Origin of the sequence: Rhodococcus sp. BH5, assembly GCF_027583855.1 — a bacterium.
In the GTDB taxonomy this organism is placed as follows: domain Bacteria; phylum Actinomycetota; class Actinomycetes; order Mycobacteriales; family Mycobacteriaceae; genus Rhodococcus_F; species Rhodococcus_F qingshengii.
Genome location: NZ_JAJHVW010000007.1, coordinates 1 through 18,272, shown reverse-complemented (window position 1 = coordinate 18,272; position 18,272 = coordinate 1). Strand labels below are relative to the sequence as shown.

17 protein-coding genes are annotated in these 18,272 nt (G+C 61.9%); 5 read left to right on the top strand and 12 right to left on the bottom strand.

Translation table 11 applies throughout. The features are described from left to right. Nucleotides 1–25 precede the first annotated feature (25 nt). Nucleotides 26–469: a Fur family transcriptional regulator gene (locus RhoBH5_RS18500; protein WP_037129600.1), complete on the bottom strand. Its 444-nt coding sequence runs from the start codon at nt 467–469 to the stop codon at nt 26–28. Between the two features lie 248 nt (nt 470–717). On the opposite strand from RhoBH5_RS18500, the gene RhoBH5_RS18495 reads away from it, so the two are divergent. Beyond that, complete coding sequence (locus tag RhoBH5_RS18495) at nt 718–1,026, top strand: amphi-Trp domain-containing protein (RefSeq protein WP_037129603.1); 309 nt, start codon at nt 718–720, stop codon at nt 1,024–1,026. Between the two features lie 27 nt (nt 1,027–1,053). Here the strand turns inward: RhoBH5_RS18495 and RhoBH5_RS18490 are convergent, their stop codons facing one another. From RhoBH5_RS18490 to RhoBH5_RS18445, 10 genes are all read right to left on the bottom strand, one after another. Continuing rightward, nucleotides 1,054–3,351 (bottom strand): serine/threonine-protein kinase, encoded by a 2,298-nt coding sequence (locus tag RhoBH5_RS18490; protein ID WP_064443213.1) that lies wholly within the window; start codon nt 3,349–3,351, stop codon nt 1,054–1,056. Nucleotides 3,352–3,437: 86 nt separating this feature from the next. Then, the gene (locus RhoBH5_RS18485; protein WP_270008647.1) at nt 3,438–4,853 is read right to left on the bottom strand and encodes an FAD-dependent oxidoreductase; all 1,416 of its coding nucleotides are present in this window, start codon (nt 4,851–4,853) and stop codon (nt 3,438–3,440) included. Nucleotides 4,854–4,913: 60 nt separating this feature from the next. Further along, nucleotides 4,914–5,693 (bottom strand): glucosamine-6-phosphate deaminase, encoded by a 780-nt coding sequence (gene nagB / locus RhoBH5_RS18480; RefSeq protein ID WP_270008646.1) that lies wholly within the window; start codon nt 5,691–5,693, stop codon nt 4,914–4,916. Next, nucleotides 5,694–6,611, bottom strand: a complete 918-nt coding sequence (gene murQ / locus RhoBH5_RS18475) for an N-acetylmuramic acid 6-phosphate etherase (RefSeq protein WP_199267501.1) — start codon at nt 6,609–6,611, stop codon at nt 5,694–5,696. A gap of 97 nt (nt 6,612–6,708) precedes the next feature. After that, nucleotides 6,709–7,584 carry a MurR/RpiR family transcriptional regulator gene (locus RhoBH5_RS18470; protein WP_003941452.1) on the bottom strand — a complete coding sequence of 292 codons (876 nt, stop codon included), beginning with the start codon at nt 7,582–7,584 and terminating at the stop codon, nt 6,709–6,711. Then, the gene (locus RhoBH5_RS18465) at nt 7,581–8,777 is read right to left on the bottom strand and encodes an anhydro-N-acetylmuramic acid kinase (protein ID WP_003941439.1); all 1,197 of its coding nucleotides are present in this window, start codon (nt 8,775–8,777) and stop codon (nt 7,581–7,583) included. The genes RhoBH5_RS18470 and RhoBH5_RS18465 overlap by 4 nt, the downstream gene beginning before the upstream one ends. A gap of 46 nt (nt 8,778–8,823) precedes the next feature. Then, nucleotides 8,824–10,155 (bottom strand): MFS transporter, encoded by a 1,332-nt coding sequence (locus RhoBH5_RS18460; RefSeq protein WP_270008645.1) that lies wholly within the window; start codon nt 10,153–10,155, stop codon nt 8,824–8,826. A 104-nt stretch (nt 10,156–10,259) separates the two neighbouring features. Next, nucleotides 10,260–11,240 (bottom strand): linear amide C-N hydrolase, encoded by a 981-nt coding sequence (locus tag RhoBH5_RS18455; protein WP_270008644.1) that lies wholly within the window; start codon nt 11,238–11,240, stop codon nt 10,260–10,262. Between the two features lie 17 nt (nt 11,241–11,257). After that, complete coding sequence (locus RhoBH5_RS18450; protein WP_270008643.1) at nt 11,258–13,165, bottom strand: alkyl/aryl-sulfatase; 1,908 nt, start codon at nt 13,163–13,165, stop codon at nt 11,258–11,260. 109 nt (nt 13,166–13,274) lie between these two features. Beyond that, entirely contained in the window at nt 13,275–14,678 is a 1,404-nt protein-coding gene (locus RhoBH5_RS18445) for an MFS transporter (protein WP_003941462.1), read from the bottom strand. 112 nt (nt 14,679–14,790) lie between these two features. Here RhoBH5_RS18445 and RhoBH5_RS18440 point away from each other — a divergent pair, with 112 nt between their 5' ends. Further along, entirely contained in the window at nt 14,791–15,393 is a 603-nt protein-coding gene (locus RhoBH5_RS18440) for a helix-turn-helix domain-containing protein (RefSeq protein WP_037129607.1), read from the top strand. Here RhoBH5_RS18440 and RhoBH5_RS18435 read toward each other — a convergent pair. Next, nucleotides 15,390–16,169, bottom strand: a complete 780-nt coding sequence (locus RhoBH5_RS18435) for an IclR family transcriptional regulator (RefSeq protein WP_270008642.1) — start codon at nt 16,167–16,169, stop codon at nt 15,390–15,392. The genes RhoBH5_RS18440 and RhoBH5_RS18435 overlap by 4 nt on opposite strands. 167 nt (nt 16,170–16,336) lie before the next feature. On the opposite strand from RhoBH5_RS18435, the gene RhoBH5_RS18430 reads away from it, so the two are divergent. From RhoBH5_RS18430 to RhoBH5_RS18420, 3 genes are all read left to right on the top strand, one after another. After that, nucleotides 16,337–17,104, top strand: coding sequence for a CoA transferase subunit A (locus RhoBH5_RS18430; RefSeq protein ID WP_270008641.1), 768 nt, complete (start codon nt 16,337–16,339; stop codon nt 17,102–17,104). Continuing rightward, entirely contained in the window at nt 17,101–17,763 is a 663-nt protein-coding gene (locus tag RhoBH5_RS18425; protein WP_020906493.1) for a 3-oxoacid CoA-transferase subunit B, read from the top strand. Before RhoBH5_RS18430 ends, RhoBH5_RS18425 begins: the two co-directional genes overlap by 4 nt. Next, the coding region (locus tag RhoBH5_RS18420; protein ID WP_270008640.1) for a beta-ketoacyl synthase N-terminal-like domain-containing protein at nt 17,760–18,272 on the top strand (513 nt) is incomplete at its 3' end. The genes RhoBH5_RS18425 and RhoBH5_RS18420, both read left to right, overlap by 4 nt.

Genomic DNA, 18,272 nt, shown 5'->3' with positions numbered 1-18,272 from the left:
CATGAGCGAGTAGAACGGACTTCGATCACGTTTGTGATCGCAAACTCTGAGTTGTCGAGCAGTCGGGACACAAGCCCCAGTAAATGACCTCGGCTTCGTCGAGAACGAAACCGTTGTGCGCCGACGGCGTCAAACACGGTGCCTCTCCGACTGCGCAGTCGACATCTGCAACGACCCCACAGGACCGGCAGACGACGTGATGATGGTTGTCGCCGACGCGTGACTCGTACAGCGCCACCGATCCGGACGGTTGGATCCGCCTGATCAGCCCGGCGTCGGTGAGAGCGTGCAACACGTCGTAGACCGCCTGCCGCGACACCCCCGGCAGAACAGCCCGCACAGCATCGAAGACAGTCTCGGTGGCTGCGTGTGGGCGTGCATGCACAACCTCGAGCACCGTGACTCTGGGACGAGTCACGCGAAGCTCAGCGTTACGCAGTTGGGCTGCATAATCCGGCGTCGAAGGCACCTTTCCACTATTGCGCAATCTTCTGGACTGAACCCAGACTTTCGCGAAAATCATCGCTGACAGGGCCCTCCCGACCGATTCGTCCGTGCTGGAAGTGAGCCGGATTCCTCGCTCTTTCTGGCGTCCCCACACCGCCTTCAGGTTTGTTGTGCGTCGACGCGTCCTGCTGTGTGGTTCCAGAAACTCCGACAATCTCCCCTTCGTCCAACTACCGTGAAAGGGAGAATCCGCCGAGGTCAGGAGTGCTCGTGCCCAAACTGGAGATCAAGAGGAAGTCAGAACTCTCACGGCAGGAAGTCGCCGACCGACTCATCGCCCTCGGCCAAGCCCTCGCCAGTGGATCGGAAGTGGAGCTGGGGTCGGGTGGGGACTCGATCGAAATCAGTGTTCCGGAACAGGTTCGGTGGGAACTCGAGATCGAAGTCGACGGCAACGAAGTCGAGATAGAAATCGAGATTCACTGGCGCGACGACCCTCAGGAAGAATCGGAAGAGAAGTCTCCGCCTCGCACCAAAGCAGTTCGTCGCAGCCGACCACGCAAGAGCACTTCCACATAGGCCGACTCGACTACGGTTGTCAGGCACTTACGGAGACGCCGACACCTCGAGAGACACGACGCGCAGCAGTGCTCGGAGGTCACTTTCGATCCGTCGAAACAGTTGATACACAACGATGAATCCGGCGATACCGCCCAAACACAGCGCACGGACTGTTGCGTTGAGTTCCTCACCGGCACCCGAACCGACAAAACTGAGCCCCGCGATTCCCACCAGTGGAACCGACGCCGCGACTGCGAGGTAACGCGTGCTGCTCCGACCCAACGAGCGAATATCGCGTCCGTCGTCGCTTCGTAACTCGCCGTGTGACAACAAGATCGGATACAGACATCGAACCGAGTAGTACGTCAGGATGAAGAACGGATACGCGACTGCGACGGCGCCGCACACCGCCAGCGACGACATCAGGTGCACGTAGGCTCGCTGCGGAATTCCGCCGGCGGCAATCTGCAATGCGACCGGATATGCGATACCGGCCAGAACCCACAGACCGAATGCGATCACGACCGCGCGATGTCCGACGTTCAGCGTCGCAGTACGCGCTTTGTTCAAGACCTCCGCGCTGTACGTCTGACCGTTGCGCAGTCCGTGAGGCACGGTGAGTGCAAGCCGACACCAATACAGGATCGCTGCGGCACCGAGAGAGAACGCAGCCACCCCGATGACCAGATGAACCTGCTCGAGATGCTGCTGAGCCTGCGGCGAGAGACCCGAGATGATCAGCATCTTGTTGTAATAGTAGTTGTAGCCCGCCGCAAGAAGATTCGGAATTCCGATCGCGGCAAGCACTATCGGCAGCGCCCACTTCCACAACGACGAACGTGGACTCCCTTCCGGTGGGTCCACCAGATTGCGAGCAGACCGGTCCAGACACAGTGCGAACTGACGAGCCAACTTTCGGCCGCCAGACCACCTTCCGTCTCTCTCCGGCGAAAGAGACTTGACCAGAACTCGGCGCAGCGCCGGCGGACAGTCGTCCGGTAGCCGTGCCTCGGCTGCGGGATCCACCCCGCGCCGGCGGGCCTCGAGCGCCTTCTTGGGCGACGGTGGGCTCTCCCCCGTACCGTCGTCCGTGAAAGGCCTACTCCCGGTGAGGAGTTCCCACAACATCACGCCCAGTGCATAGATGTCGCTACGGGTGTCGAGTGTGCCAGGCGCCCCCACCGCACAGGCCTCCAATTGCTCCGGAGACATGTAGGCAAGCGAGCCTCCGACAAAACATGCAGCGTCCTCGGTCGAGACCTCCTCACTCGAGCTGACGTTGAAGTCGGCGAGCTTGGGGATGCCTTCGACGCTGAGCAGGACATTCGCCGGCTTGATGTCCCGATGTAATACGCCGTGCTCACGCGCATACTCGAGGGCATCGGCCAGTCGCATCCCCATCCAGGCCACGGTCTCCGGCCACGACATCGCAGCGATCTCGCTCCTCAGGCTCGTCTCGCTGGGCTTCATCTCTCCCTTCTTCGCCAGGGTCTTGTCGATGGCGTCGAGAAGTAGTTGTCCGGACCGCTGCGCCTGCGGTGTCACGCGGACAAGTTTGACCACGTCGAGCAGGGTCCCACCCGGCACATATTCCATGAACAGGACTCGCAGTGCGCGTTCCTCGAGCAGCCGTTGATCGAAGACCCGGACGATGTTGGGATGGTCGAGCTGGGCGAGAGTCTGCGGCTCGACTCCGACGTTGCGCGAGATTTTCAACGCAACCCACCGCTGCATCGAGAGTTGCCGAGCGAGGAACACTCGGGCGAATGCGCCGTGCCCGAGTTCCAACACCAGCTCGAAATCGTCCAGGTGCTGCCCGATTTCGAACTCGTCGAAACCCGACAGTCCCAACATCATCACGTCTTCGCGACCGGCCATCGAATCACGGTCGAACATCTGCTCGAAACTCTCTGCCTGCAAGGGAAACTCGCTGAGGTACTCGGCTGCTGCGACGTCCTCCCCACCCTGCTTCCGCAGCCGGAACTCCTCGTACAGGAGCTCGGCCGGTAATGGTTCTTCGAGTAATTCGGGATACTCGGCACAGTAATCCGTGAGCCGTTTCGGGCAATCATTTTTCAGCCAGCGGTACTCCATGTCGATTCCGACCAGTTCGATCAGCGCCGCCCGACGAATCTTGGCTGGATCAGGCAGATAGTCGCTCAGGTCGGACGGGGTTCGTCCCTCCTCCCAATCCGCCACAAGGCGGCCGAGGCCGTCTGCACCGTTCTGGCCGTCACGCACCACCGGCAGCGTTGAAGGGCGCAACTCGGTGACGGTGCCCCGTTCGGTCAGGGGCCCGCTCGCGATTGTCGCGTCACTGGCCTGCGCACCACGTTCATTCATGACACTTCTGTTCCGCACCTCGATCACAATGAATCGGAGTGACTCACTTCAGCGTAACCCCGGTGGTACTCCAGACCCCAGCGAATCTATTCGGCGTGAACTGCCGACTCCGTGCCGATGCGAACGAGTTCGTCGCGCTCTTTGATTTTGATCCGATCACGCCCATGCTTCACACCGAGGGCACGTTCGGCGGCATCGATGCGAAGCCATCCGTCCCAATCGACGGGCACCACTCTGCCGGCCCCGAGGACCTCCGCGATCCGGCCGTGACCGGCTCGACGCTCGTATGCCGAATCAAGTTGGTGCAGCATCGTTTCGACTGTCTGGCGAGCGTCTGGCCGCGCCGCACCGATCAGCCCCGCGGCACCTCGCTTCATCCAGCCCGTCACGAACAAGCCCGCGATCGGTAGACCGCTCTCGTCGACCGCTGCGCCGCCCTGGTGCGCAACATTGCCGCGTCCGTGATCGAAAGGCACCCCGGCAAGTGGCGTCCCGAGAAATCCGATTGCCCGGTACACAGCTTGAACCGGATAGTCGGTACAGATACCCGAAGCGGTGACGTGACCATATCCGTCCGGGTCTGTCCGCTCGACGCGGAGTGCTTCGACTTTCCCGCTGCCGAGAATCTGCGCCGGCTGTCGGTAGAAGTGCAGGTGAACTCGGCGCCGGGAAGTCCGATCGGCAGAAGCAGCGTCCGCGAAACCACGGAGTGTCTCGACTGTCAGTCGGGTGTGCGCCAACTGTTTGGTCATCCGCTCGACATGCCGGTCCGGTACGACATCGACAGAATCGACGACAACATCTACGCCGGGTAGTTCACCGCGAGCGCGCAACTCGTTCGGGGAGAAGCGAGCGTCGGCTGGTCCGCGCCGGACAAAGATGTGTACTTCGCGAACTCGACTGCCGGCGATCCCTTCCCGAACTTGGTCGGAGACGTCCGTGGCCTGCAGCGATTGCGCCTCGGCGAGGAGCATACGGGTGACGTCGAGTGCGACGTTGCCACCTCCGATCACTGCGACCGATTCCGCGTTCAGCGGCCACTGCGGCGAGCTGTCCGGGTGATCGTTGTACCAACCGACAAACTCGGCGCCACCGAAAGAACCTGGAAGCTCGACGCCGGGAATGTCGAGAGGTGCATCCCGCGGCGCACCGGTTGCAATGATCACGGCATCGTAGGACGAACGTAGGTCATCGACGGAAAGGTCCTTTCCGATCTCCACGTTGCAGAACAGCCGGAACTCACTGGCGACCAGCGTGGTGTGCAGAGAATGGGCGAACTTTTCGGACTCGGGGTGCCCTGGTGCGAGACCGTAGCGCACCAGTCCGTACGGCGTCGGTAGACGCTCGAACACGTCTGTCTTGGTGCCGGGCGCAAGTTCGGCGAGAGCGCCGGCGGCGTGGATTCCCGCCGGCCCCGCTCCGACGATCGCGACACTGAGCGGTGGTGAGAAGAATCGGGGCGCCGCAGGCGGGGATACCGCTGGACCTCTGGCGTTGATCATCCCCCGAGGCTAGGACCTCAACTGCGCTGGAGATCAAGTCCGCTTTCAGCAGCCCGCTTTTCAGTAACCCTGCTCTGCAGGCTTGTGCTCGGTTGTGTAGCGGTAGAAGTCCGCTAGTTGGAGTTCGCCGGCAGCTGCCTCGTCGACTATGACGGTCACGTGTGGATGCAGCTGCAGCACCGACGCCGGGCAGAATGCCGAGACCGGACCTTCGACCGCGGCCCGGACGGCGGGCGCTTTGCGGGCGCCGTCCGCGATCAGGACGAGATGCCGTGCATCACTGATGGTTCCGAGCCCTTGCGTGATCACATGATGCGGTACGTCGGCTGGGTCTGCGAAGAACCGTGCATTGTCGGCGCGGGTCCTCTCGGTCAAGGTCTTCACTCGGGTGCGCGATGCAAGCGAGGAGGAGGGCTCGTTGAAACCGATGTGTCCGTTCAGGCCGATGCCGAGGATCTGCACGTCGATGGGACCGTTTTCGGCGATGGCAGCGTCGTAACGCCGGGCAGCGTCACTGGGATCCGCGGCCCCGCCGTCGGGGCTGAACACTCGCGCATTGTCGATGTCGAGGTGATCCACGAGTTCCGTGCGGATGGTGTGCGCGTAGGACTGCGGCTGATCGGACGTGAGACCTACATACTCGTCGAGAAGATACGCGCTCATCGCCGCGAACGACACTCCCGATTCTCGATGCCTCTTGATCAGCTCTCGATACGTGTGCAGCGGTGACGATCCGGTCGCGAGGCCGAGCATCCGCGCTCCGTTTTCGATTGCGCCACAAACGATATCTGCAGCGATTCGCCCGCCGTCCTCCGGACTGGGAACTATGACGATTTCCATTCAGACATCCTCACTGCTCGTGCCGGCTCCGACGATGGCCTCACGTACCGAACCCGAAGCGCGGTCCAAAAGTTCGGTTGCTTCGGCGAAGTCGCATTCGGCCAACAACATGACGACCGCTGCCTTCACATGACCATCGGCATTGTCGATGGTCTCCGCAGCGATCTCGGTATCGACTCCGGTGGCTGCCGCGACGATCCGGTTCGCACGATCGACAAGCTTGGCATTGGTCGGCCGAAGATCGACCATCAGATTGTGGAATGCCTTCCCGGAGCGAACCATACTGGCCGTGGAGAGCATGTTGCACACCATCTTCTGCGCAGTTCCGGCCTTGAGCCTCGTCGATCCGGTGAGGATTTCGGGCCCGGTCTCCACTTCGATGGCCACGCCGGCGTGAGAACTCATTGCCGCGTTCCGGTTGCACGAGACTGCCACTGTTGCAGCGCCGAGTTCGCGGGCGTGATCGAGTCCCCCGATGACGTAGGGGGTACGACCGCTGGCAGCCAGACCCACCACGACGTCGTTGGCGTTCAACGAGATTGCGTCGAGATCGACCCCAGCCGCTCGCGGATCGTCCTCTGCCCCCTCGACGGCGTTCAGAAACGCTCCTGGGCCACCGGCGATGATGCCGATCACCTCGCCCGGATCGGTCCCGAACGTCGGAGGGCATTCCACTGCGTCGAGAACTCCCAGACGCCCACTTGTCCCCGCTCCCAGGTAGATCAGTCGACCACCTTGTGCTCGGGCCGCGACGATCAAGTCGACTGCGGCTTCGATGGCGGGTAGTACCGCTGCTACCGCGTCGGCCACGATTGCGTCCTGTTGATTCATCACCGTCAGCAGACCCGACACCGACATGACATCGAGATCGCGGGTCAGAGGGTTGGGTCTCTCGGTGGAGAGCATTTCCAATTGCATTGTGGCGAGTCCTCCTCGATCGATATTCATTACGACGACTCCTCGTCAGTACTCACAGCGACGACTCCTCGTCAGTACTCACAGCGACGACTCCTCGTCAGTGCCGCTTCGAAGCAATGGCATCATGGCTTCGTTGCAGAGCAGAGAGTGCGCTGGGCAGCGAGTGCGCCACCATCGCAAAAATTGTGTCGACTACCAACAGCTGACCGGTGCGGCTTGCCATCGCAGCCGATCGGAAACCGAATTCTCTACCGGCAGTGAGCAGAACGTGATGTGACTGCACGGCGAGCGTCGATCGTGCCCCTCCGGTGATCGCAGCCGTCGACGCCCCGGTTCGACGCGCAAGGGCAAGTGGTTCCACGACATCCGAAGTCTCACCCGAATGTGAGATCCCCACTGCGATGTCGTCCGGTCCGAGCAAGCTGGCGCTGACCATGGCCGCGTCTCGGTCGAGATGAACCCGACAGTTGACGTCGATGCGAGAGAGCTTCAACGTGAGGTCTTGCGCGACGATGCCAGAGGCGCCGATGCCGTAGACCTCGACGCGGCGGGCGGATCGAATCCGGGACACAACTTCTTCGAGCGCAGCAGGATCTGTCAATTGCGCCGTGCCCTTGAGCTGTTCGGATTCGAACTCGGCGAGCTTGGCCATCACCTCACCGGCCGAGTCGGCAGCAACGATGTCCACACCGAGCGGGATCGTGTTCTCTGTACCGGACCCGCTGATCGCCGCCAGCGCGAGACGAAGCTGTGGATAACCCTCGAAACCGAGCCTTTTGGCTGTGCGGACCACTGTCGCCGTGCTTGTCGACGCTCGTTCGGCGAGGTCGTTGACCGTCAGGGTGGAGGCCAGACTGGGGTCGGCTTCGATGATTTCGGCGATCCGCAGCTCGGCAGGCGAGAGGCTACTCAGTGATGCACGAATACGAGCAAGCAGGTCGACGGACGCCGGAGCACTCCGGTCCAAAGTCATAACGCCTCGATTCGCATCGTTTTCGGAGCTGACGGCACCGATGTGATTCTAGGCAGCCCACGGCTTCCTGGCGTCAGGGATCCGAGCACACTGGCGTGACGTGCACCGGTGCACGAAGCAATGCTTCCAGGCAATCCGTGTGCGGTGAGAAAGCCGAGAACCGCGAAAGCCAATGCTTCCTTGATGTCGGAGGTGACGCCGAGTTCGTCCGAAGAGACAAGCGCGATGTCGCCCAGTTCGTCACGGAGCATCGCCATCAACGTCGGGTTCTTGGTGCCACCGCCTGACACCACCACTTCGGTAGCCGCCAGTGCTTTGACGGAATCGGCGACGGTCCGGGCGGTCAGTGCAGTCAGTGTGGCGACGATGTCGGCCAGAGACAAGGATTCGTAGCCCCGCAGTGCGGCGAGTAGGTAGTCCCGATGGAACAATTCCTTGCCTGTGCTCTTGGGAGCGGGCTGCGCGTAATACGGTTCGCTCAGTAGTTGTGCGAGCAGATCGACGTTCGGTGTGCCGGCTGCGCCCAGAGCACCTCCGAGATCGAACCACTGCTCCCCCGCGGTGAATTCGCTTACCGCAGCGTCGATCAACGCATTTGCGGGGCCGGTGTCGAAGGCAATCGGTACTGCGGCACCATCTGCCGTCGATGTCGGAGCGCCTCCCGGAGCAGTGACGTTGGCGATGCCACCGAGATTGAGCGCGACGGAACCCGAAGTTCTTCCGTTGAGCCACAATACGTCGAACGCACTGACCAGTGGTGCACCCTGACCACCCGTCGCCACGTCGCGAGAGCGCAGGTCCGACACGACCGTGCATCCGGTCTTCTCGGCTATCCAGGCCGGCTGCCCGAGCTGAAGAGTGCCCTTTACTTGCGCTCCTTCGACCCAGTGGAACATCGTCTGACCATGTGAGGAGATCAATTCCGCACTGCCACCGCACAGTTCCTCGTTCGCCCGCGCAGCCACGGCCGCGAATGCCTGTCCGATCTCGGTGTCGAGTTGGCAGATCTGACCGACAGTGGTGGACGCCGGCGGTACCGCAGCCGCCACCGCAGCCCGCAACTCACCGGAATACGGTTCGCTGACCATGCCCAGTGGGGTGAGCACAAGAGTGTCCCCGTCGATCCGGATGTCTGCTGCGGCAGCATCGATAGCGTCGTACGAAGTACCGGACATCAGACCGATGACTCTCATGAAATATCCCTTACTCGCATCGTTTCGGCATTCGGAAGAACTGCGGTCAGTCGACGAGTGCCCGCTTGTGGGCATTCCCTCGCAAGGTACTCAAGGCGATCGCGCTGACGGCGCACGTTGCCATCACGAAGTAGGCCGGAATATCGAGATTGGACGTTTCCTTGATCAACCACGTGATGATCAGACCGGCGCAGCCCGAAAAGACCGCGTTGGACAGGGAGTATGCGAGTCCCAATCCGGTGTACCGGACCGAGGTGGGGAACATCTCGGAGAGCATGGCGGGTCCGGGTCCGGCAACAAGTCCCACTGCGGCTCCGGCGGCAAACACTGCAAATCCCTTGGCTGTCAGAGACGTCTGCTCATTCTGCAGGACGTTGAGCAGCGGCAGAGCCAAGACCAGAATTATCACGGTGCCGGTGAGCATGACCGCGCGTCGTCCGATGCGATCGCTGAGTCCACCCGCGATCGGAATGGTCACCGCGAAGCCCGCATTGGCGAGCACGGAAGCAACAAGTGCCTGATGGAAAGTCGCGTTGAGCGAACTTTGAAGATAAGTCGGCATCACTACGAGGAACGTGTAACCGGCAGCAGACCACCCCATCAACCGCCCGATTCCGAGCAGAATCGCCTTGGCTGTCTCTCCGACAGTCGGCTGCACTACAGGCGCCGCTGCATCAGCTGTCGGTTCGGACTGTACTGATCGAGCACGCTCGAACGACGGCGTTTCTTCGAGCCGGAGCCTGAGCCACAGAGCAACCAGACCCATCGGAAGTGCAAGGAGGAACGGAATGCGCCAGCCCCAGTCACCGAGCTGTGACGGGTCGAGGACAGTAGCGAGGAGTGCTGCGATCCCCGCACCGGCGAGCAGTCCGAGCGCGACGGTGAACGACTGCCACGAGCCGTAGAGCCCGCGTCGCCCGGGCGGAGCAAACTCGGTCATAACCGACACTGCACCGCCGAACTCACCGCCGGCCGACAATCCCTGCAGAATTCGAAGGACCGTCAAGAGCAGCGGTGCCAGAATTCCGACGCTCTCGTAGGTGGGCAGCACACCGATCAGGGTCGTCGCACCCGACATCAGCAGAAGAACGATCACCAAGGTGGGGCGTCGGCCGATGCGGTCACCGAGTCGACCGAACAGCGCGGCCCCCACTGGACGGAAGAAGAAGGCCAGCGCAAACGACGCGTAGGTCTTGATCAGGCTTTCGAGGTCGCCGGAACCGTCGGCGCTGAAGAAGTTCGACGCGATGATCGTCGCGAAGAACCCGTACACACCGAACTCGTACCACTCGATGAAATTTCCGACGGAGCCGGCGACGAGCGCCCTGCGCCGTTTGAGCTGCGCACCATCGTTCCGTGTCTGCACTGTGATGCCCATGCCGTCCTCCGTTGACGAAACCCGAATATGCAACAAAGTTTCATCTGAACGGAGTATAAATGTCAAGAAGTTTCACGATTGGATTTTTGCTACGCCCGGAAGCCTTATGCTCCCGCGAACGTGAATGCCTCCGCCCGTTCGAACTGGTCAGTGGAGTCACCGGAATAGACGGTGCTCTCGTTCGGTCCGAGTCCGAGCCTTCGGACGGGTGTCCCTTCCGCGAGATCCATCGACGCCACGTCCACCCAGAAGGTATTGGGCGTCATCGCCGACTCGAAGAAATAGAGCGTGCGTTTGTGATCGACGACGGTGCGCCAACGGGTCGATGAGATGTTGGGCTCATCGGGAGTCGAAATTCCCAGGGGCACCGACACATTCCGAATAACACTGAAGGTGGATGCCAACGCCGCCCGCGGATCGTCCGTCTGCGGTATCGCATCGACATAGAACGACGCCCGAGCGAATCTGTCAGCGGCACGGTTGGTTCCGGGCAGCATGACGGTTCCGTTGATCTGCTTCCAGTACTCGTTGACGGCGAGTTGCTGATCGAAGATCGGCGAATTGGTCATCACCTGGTACTCACGGCTGTGATGAATCGTCGGGCGTCCACCGACGTACTCGATGATCGCGCTGTCTCCCCCAGCGTCCGAGAGCGACATGTGCAGCGTTGCGAGGCGGTCTTCGCCGGGAACGGCAGCGGTCACTACCGTGAACGGTTCCGACGCGAGCACTTCGACCGCTTCCTGAACTGTCGCAAAGCTGTCCAGGACGTATTGCGCCCACGCCGCGATCGACAATCCCGGGGTCGAACCGTCATACGTCGGGTACTCGGACTCGACCAACCACAAGAGATTGGCAGACAGCCCAGCCTCGTTGACCCCGTCGGTCGTGCACATGTCGTAGGCCGTCGCGACAACACTTCCGTATTTCGACGTCCACTGTATCGAGTTCGGACCTGCACAGCCCTCTCTGGTCATGCCGCGCGGGAATGCCCAGAGGTTTGTTCCGAGGTCGACCTTCCAATCCATCGATCGAGCAGTGATCACAGTGTCGTTGGGCCCCAAGTAGACCAAGCGTGTACACATCGAAAGCTATCCCTTCGTTACGGCGTGACGATATTGAAACTGGGATCGAAGGTATCGAGCAACCCTCCCAGCGTGTCGAGCGCTGATTCGTCTCCGTCGAGCGAAATCTGCCCGGCCTTGGCCAGTTCGGCGGCCGCGCCCGGTTGAAGAAGCGCTCCCACGAGCGCCGCCTTCGGGCCCGAGACCGTCAGTTGTGTGTTCGGTGACGCACCCTTACGTGCATTGAGGACACCGCGCTTGACCCACGCAGTCCATGCCTCGTCGCCGCGATCGGTGAACACGAAATCGATCCGCAGTTCCGCGTCGGTGGCCTTGTCGCCGATGAGATGTATTGCAACGAAGTCGAAGAGGATGTCGATGGGCATCGCGAGGACACTGTCCTGACTTGCCGTGACGTACGGGGCAGGCTGGGCGCCCTCGCGTAGTTCCAACGCGGCCGAGAGATAGATCCCACGCCACTGCGGCCCTTCGGCTTGATAGCCCATCTGCTCGTAGACGTCGGCTTGCAGGTTCCTCGCTTCGGCGTTCTCCGGTTGCGCGAACACCAACTTGTGCAGGATCTCTGCCGCCCATCGGTAGTCCGCGGCGTCGAATGCCCGCTTACCCTCGTCCAGGATCTTCTGCGCGCCAAGGAGATCGACGAACCTCTTCGCCGATTCGACCGGCGGATGAGGATGAAGCGACACCGGATCGCCGTCCCACATTCCCAGTTCCTTGGTGTACACGGCGCGAACGTCGTGGTGCAGAGTGCCGTGATATCCGCGGTTGTACCACTTGCGCCCGAGTTCGTCCGGTAGTTCGATCACCTCGGCAGCTTCGAGCGGCGTGTACCCCTTGTTCGCGAGACGGAGTGCCTGGTCGTGAATGTACTTGTAAGTGTCCCTTTGCGATTCGATGAACGGCACCAGGTTCTCGTTACCCCACACCGGCCACGTGTGCGGTCCGTAGTGAACAGCCGCGTCGTCTCCCCACCGTTCGAGAGTCTCGTCCAGATACCGAGCGAAGTTCCGAGCGTCGCGAGTGCGCGCACCTCTTAAGGTCTGGATGTTGTGGAGCGAATGATTGGCATTCTCCGCACAGGTCAGCGCGGCGAGTTCGGGGATCCAGATGTGCATTTCCTCCGGGGCCTCGGTATCCGGCGCGTAGAGGAACTCGAATTCCAGACCGGCTATCTCACGCTTCGTTCCGGTCTCCGTGATGCTGTCGGTCGGCGAAATATACGAGATCTGGGGGCCTTTGGTGCTGAGCACACCGATTCCGCAAGAGACTGCCCCTTTCGGGCCGAGGTCGAGCAGTCCACCGAAGGCATAGAAGGACCGCCGGGCCATGGCATTGCCGGCCACAACGTTTTCCCCGATCGCGAACTTGTCGAACGATGCGATCGTGCCCGGTGCGATGATCGGCACCTTTCCCGACGCAACTTCCTCGACGTCGACGATTCCCTTGACTCCGCCGTAGTGGTCGATATGGGTGTGCGTGTAGATGATTGCCGCGACCGGCTTGTCGCTGACATGCTCACGAATCATCTTCATGCCCTGCCGTGCCGATTCGACTCCGGCCATACAGTCGATGACGATCAGTCCCTCGTCACCCTCTACGACCGTCAGGTTCGCGATGTCGTTGTTCCGCACCTGATAGAGGCGATCCGTCACCTGGTAAAGCCCACCTCGGCGTATGACCTGACTCTGGCGCCATAGGCTGGGGTTGACGGTGTCGGGTGCGGGGACGTCGTCACCGATGTACGCCAAAGCGTCCGGGTCGAAGACCACATGCCCGTCGTCGCCGAGAACGTTGCCCGGCAACGGAGCGATCAACCCTCGATCCGCGTCGGCAAAATCCTGCCGGTCATCCATGGCATACCGCGCGACTGCCTCGCGATTCGCCGTGACTGTGGCCGGTGTTGCGTCCTTAGGTGTCTGGCACATGGCACTCCCCGCTCGGATACGACGATCTGATACCCCATCATCTGTATCGGTTGGGCGCGCGCTTGGAATCACCCGCGCAGGGTGAAGCTCGCACGAACACGCGAGGTGATCAGCCGGGGAGTTCCTCGGAATTCCGAGATGCGAGTGCAATTAACAGGACTGCGATCCCACATCCGGCAACCAGGATCCATCCCAGCCTCGATGCCTGTGCGACGTCTACCGGTGCACTGCCGCCGATAATGCCGCCGGCCAGCGCCACACCGAGAGCGGCACCGAATTGGCGTGCACTGGAAGTTATTCCACCGGCAAGCCCCGCCTGCGATCTCGGCAGCCCGTTGACGGCGGTGTTGGTGATGGGGGCATTCGAGAACCCGAATCCGATACCGAGAAACAGGTAAGCGGCCAACAGCATCGGAATCGCCGTGTTGTTGTCGAGCGAGACCAGGCACAGTCCACCGAGCGTCGTGAAACTACCGGCGATCAGCAGCGGCCGCCGCGGGCCGAAGCGTCCGACGAGTATTCCGGACAACGGCGCGCAGACCGTTGCCGCAACAGCCATCGGGAGGGTGATCGCGCCAGCCAGGGCCGGACTCATACCGCGGGAGTGCTGCAAGTAGAACGTGCCGAGCAGTAGCGTCGCGTTCAACGCCACGAACACCACGACAGCGCCGATCACAGCCGACGAGAACGGTCTGCGGCGGAAGAGTGCGAGATCCATCAGTGGCTCGCGCTTGCGTGATTCGACGCGGATGAATGCGGCCAACGCTGCAGCAACAACGACATACCCTGCCGTCGCCGCGGCAGAGAACCATCCGATTCGCGGACCCTCGATCAGAAGGGCGACCGCCCCGCCGACAAGAATCACCAGTAGCAACTGACCGGGAAGGTCGAGACGTCGCGACTGCTGCGCTCGGGACTCCGGTACAAACACAGCAGTCAAGACGAGCACGGCCAAGATCACCGGCACGTTGATCCAGAAAACCGATCGCCAGCCGAAACTTTCGATGAGCACACCGCCGACGATCGGCCCTGCCGCCATACTCAGGCCGAAGACCGCGGCCCACACCCCGATCGCCTTGGCCCGCTCCTTCGGGTCGGTCATCACGTTGACCACGATCGCCAAGGCAACCGGACTGAGCATCGACCCACCGACGCCTTGGACGATCCGCGCCGCGATCAGCACCTCCACGGACGGAGCGAGTGCGCAGGCAATCGACGCCACCCCGAAAACGACAAGCCCGATCTGAAAGACTCGTCTCCTGCCGAATCGATCGGCCACCGCTCCGGACGAGATCAGCAAGCTGGCCAGGACGAGTGTGTACGCGTTGACGACCCATTCCAGACCACGGGTTCCGACGCGAAATCCCTCACCGATCGTCGGCAGGGCTACGTTGACGATGGTCGTGTCCAACCCGACGACGAACAGGCTCGTGCAGCAGATCGCCAGGATGCCCCATCGCCGCCGTGCATCAAGTCCGATCACTTGCGGTTCGATCCCGCTCGAAGGTTTCATGGTCGGACTCCATCTCTCGAAGTGCTCTGCCGTACTCGACTGTCGAAAGGATCGTTGCTCTCCAGCGTCCGAAGTCGGTAAGAATTTTGCGGAAACTGCAAAGATGGACGGCATGGATGCTGAATTCGAGCAGTTGATCACCGATATCGGACCGAGACTGCGCACGCTTCGACGGGATCGCGGATTGACCCTCGAGGGCCTGTCCGAGGCCACCGGCGTCTCCGTCAGCGCACTCTCACGCCTCGAATCGGGGAAGCGTCGTCCCACCCTCGATCTGCTGTTGCCGCTTGCCCGAGCGCACCGGGTCGCGCTGGACCAACTCGTCGGCGCCCCCGCTACGGGCGATCCTCGGGTCCATCTCACCCCGAGCCGACGCAAGAACGGCAGTGCCGTCGTTCCGTTGACGCGCTATCCCGGCCGCGTGCAGGTCTTCAAGCAGGTGATCGGTCCGCGTCCACCGAAGCTGGTCACCCACGCCGGCTACGAATGGCTCTACGTCCTCGCCGGGGATCTGCGTCTCATCCTGGGGGCGAACGAGGTTCTCCTACACCCCGGGGAAGTCGCGGAGTTCGACACTGCCGAGCCCCACTGGTTCGGGCCTGCCGATGAACAGGTGGTGGAAATCTTGCATCTTTTCGGCCCGCAAGGCGAGAAGGCACACGTGCGCACGAAGGCAAAAACTACTACTGCACAAGACCTGGTTCCCGAAAGTTAGTTCACTGCATGCGTTTTCAATCGGTTCGACAGTGTGTGAGCGTGCTCGAGGAGCAGCGTTCCCAACTCGGCATGACGCGCGGGCCGGAAGCGAGTTTCCACTCCGGTCAGGCTCAACGCCCAGGCCGGGCGACCGTTGCGGTCGAACACCGCGGCACCCATCCCCCAGCTTCCCTCGACGATGAGGGCTGGATTGACGGCGTAGCCGGTGACCCGCGTCGACTCGATTCGCTCTCGAATCGATGTCTCACTGTGGATCTCACCCCATTCCGAATCCAGATTCACCCGGGCGAAATAGTCGTCGCCGTCCCGCGCCGGTAGGTGGCTCAAGATGGCAAGGCCGGCCGACGCGACTCCCAACGGGAAACGCTTCCCCTCGTGCAGCACGTGAGATCGCAGCGGAAAACTGCCTTCCTGACTCAGGATGCAGACAGTCTCGTCACCTCGACGTGCCGACAGGAATGCGCTCTCCCCCGTGACCCGGGCAAGTTCGTCGACGACGTCGCGAGCGCGGTCGGTGATGTCGTACCGATTTCCGGCCGCCGCCCCCAGGAGGTACAACTCCGGACCGAGCGACCACCGACCGGTTCGTGCGTCACGGTCGACCAGCCCTTCGGCAGCCAAGGACGTGAGCAGTCGGTGCGCGGTGGGCCGAGCGAGGCCGGTGAGCTTGCCCAACTCCGTGGTGGAAGCGCCCGTTGGTTCGGACGCGCCGAGGGCTCGTAGAAGTGCCGCCACCCGCGCGACCATGGCCGGCGATTGCTCGTGAGTTGGCATGCCTTCATCCTAGCGTCCATTCAGTGAACGAATTTTCTTCAGATGGTCAGTAGTCGATCAGTTCACTGTGGATGTTCGAGATTGCTTGAACCTGTGAACTGGAGATAGTTCACTGGATATCGAAGTGAGTGAGTGTCTACTCAATGAACGCCTGACAGGGAGAGAACATGACAACAAAGGTGTACGAGTCCGCAGCAGACGCGGTCGCCGACATCGTCGACGGCGCAACGCTGGCAGTCGGCGGATTCGGTTTGTGCGGCATCCCCGACGTGTTGATCGACGCGATCGCAGCTACGAGTGCAACCGACCTCGAGGTGTTCTCCAACAACTGCGGCGTCGACGATCACGGCCTCGGAATCTTGCTGAGCGCGGGACGTATCCGACGGGTGACCGCGTCGTACGTCGGTGAGAACAAGGAGTTCGCCCGGCAGTACCTGGCCGGCGAACTCGAAGTGGAACTGACGCCGCAGGGAACGCTCGCCGAGCGTCTGCGCGCCGGCGGAACCGGAATCCCCGCATTCTTCACACCGGCCGGGGTGGGTAGCCCCATCTCCGACGGCGGAATGCCATGGCGCTACGACGCCGACGGCTCGATCGCTATTGCATCGCCTCCGAAGGAGACTCGCGTCTTCGGAACCAAGCGTTACGTAATGGAAGAGGCGATCAACGCCGACTACGCACTCGTGCACGCTGTTCTCGGAGACACCGACGGCAACCTCGTGTTCGACAAGACCGCGATGAACTTCAACCCGCTCGCCGCGATGGCGGGACGGGTCACCATCGCGCAGGTGGAACGTCTGGTCGAGCCCGGTGAAATCGATCCGGCGTCAGTGCATCTACCTGGGGTCTTCGTCCAGCGCGTAGTCCACACCGGACCTCAGAACAAGCGAATCGAAAAGCGAACCGTCAGCGCTTCGGAAGGAACCTCACGATGACCGCACCAGTGACAGTGACGGGTTGGACGCGCCAGCAGATGGCAGCGCGGGCGGCCGCAGAGATGATCGACGGGGAGTACGTCAATCTCGGAATCGGCCTTCCCACACTGATTCCCGGATACCTGGGCTCGGACGTTCGTGTGGTCCTGCACTCGGAGAACGGAATTCTCGGCACCGGACCGTATCCCACCGAGGACAACGTCGATCCTGACCTCATCAACGCCGGCAAAGAGACCGTGACCGTTAACCCCGGTGCAGCATATTTTGATTCGGCCCTCTCGTTCGGGATGATCCGCGGCGGCCACATCGACACCGCAGTCCTCGGCGGTATGCAGGTGTCGAAGACGGGTGACCTCGCAAACTGGATGGTCCCCGGCAAGATGGTCAAGGGCATGGGCGGCGCAATGGACCTGGTCCACGGTGCCCGGCGTGTCATCGTCGTCATGGAGCACAACGACCGCGACGGCAACCCCAAGATCGTCGACGCGTGCACCCTGCCCCTGACCGGCCAGGGCGTGGTGAATCGGATCATCACCAACCTCGCCGTCATCGACGTGAGCGACGAAGGCCCACTCGTCCTGCGTGAACTCGCCCCCGATGTCAGCGTCGAAGACGTAGTCGCCGCAACCGGCACCGAACTGAAAGTTGAACTGGCATGACCGACACGACCACTGTGATTGTTGCGGGAGCTCGTACCCCGATGGGTCGACTCCTCGGATCGTTGAAAGACCTCTCCGGGTCCGACCTCGGCGGCATCGCCATCAAAGGCGCCCTCGACAAGTCCTCAGTCGCACCCGAACAGGTCGACTACGTCATCATGGGACAGGTCCTCACCGCCGGCGCCGGCCAGATGCCCGCCCGCCAAGCCGCCGTCGCCGCCGGCATCCCCATGAACGTCCCCGCCCTGAGCATCAACAAAGTGTGCCTCTCCGGCATCGACGCCATCGCCCTCGCCGACCAACTCATCCGCGCCGGCGAATTCGACATCGTCGTCGCCGGCGGGCAGGAATCGATGTCCCGCGCACCCCACATGCTCGAAAAAAGCCGCGAAGGCTTCAAATACGGCGACGTCACCCTCCGCGACCACATGGCCTACGACGGCCTCCACGACATCTTCACCGACCAGGCCATGGGCCTGCTCACCGAACAAGTCAACCAACAAGAAACC

What these genes read in the sequence shown, in the direction of transcription:
- RhoBH5_RS18490 (WP_064443213.1), bottom strand. Translation starts at nt 3,351, where the DNA reads ATGAATGAACGTGGTGCGCAGGCCAGTGACGCGACAATCGCGAGCGGG.
- RhoBH5_RS18485 (WP_270008647.1), bottom strand. Translation starts at nt 4,853, where the DNA reads ATGATCAACGCCAGAGGTCCAGCGGTATCCCCGCCTGCGGCGCCCCGA.
- nagB (WP_270008646.1), bottom strand. Translation starts at nt 5,693, where the DNA reads ATGGAAATCGTCATAGTTCCCAGTCCGGAGGACGGCGGGCGAATCGCT.
- murQ (WP_199267501.1), bottom strand. Translation starts at nt 6,611, where the DNA reads ATGCAATTGGAAATGCTCTCCACCGAGAGACCCAACCCTCTGACCCGC.
- RhoBH5_RS18470 (WP_003941452.1), bottom strand. Translation starts at nt 7,584, where the DNA reads ATGACTTTGGACCGGAGTGCTCCGGCGTCCGTCGACCTGCTTGCTCGT.
- RhoBH5_RS18465 (WP_003941439.1), bottom strand. Translation starts at nt 8,777, where the DNA reads ATGAGAGTCATCGGTCTGATGTCCGGTACTTCGTACGACGCTATCGAT.
- RhoBH5_RS18460 (WP_270008645.1), bottom strand. Translation starts at nt 10,155, where the DNA reads ATGGGCATCACAGTGCAGACACGGAACGATGGTGCGCAGCTCAAACGG.
- RhoBH5_RS18455 (WP_270008644.1), bottom strand. Translation starts at nt 11,240, where the DNA reads ATGTGTACACGCTTGGTCTACTTGGGGCCCAACGACACTGTGATCACT.
- RhoBH5_RS18450 (WP_270008643.1), bottom strand. Translation starts at nt 13,165, where the DNA reads ATGTGCCAGACACCTAAGGACGCAACACCGGCCACAGTCACGGCGAAT.
- RhoBH5_RS18445 (WP_003941462.1), bottom strand. Translation starts at nt 14,678, where the DNA reads ATGAAACCTTCGAGCGGGATCGAACCGCAAGTGATCGGACTTGATGCA.
- RhoBH5_RS18440 (WP_037129607.1), top strand. Translation starts at nt 14,791, where the DNA reads ATGGATGCTGAATTCGAGCAGTTGATCACCGATATCGGACCGAGACTG.
- RhoBH5_RS18435 (WP_270008642.1), bottom strand. Translation starts at nt 16,169, where the DNA reads ATGCCAACTCACGAGCAATCGCCGGCCATGGTCGCGCGGGTGGCGGCA.
- RhoBH5_RS18430 (WP_270008641.1), top strand. Translation starts at nt 16,337, where the DNA reads ATGACAACAAAGGTGTACGAGTCCGCAGCAGACGCGGTCGCCGACATC.
- RhoBH5_RS18425 (WP_020906493.1), top strand. Translation starts at nt 17,101, where the DNA reads ATGACCGCACCAGTGACAGTGACGGGTTGGACGCGCCAGCAGATGGCA.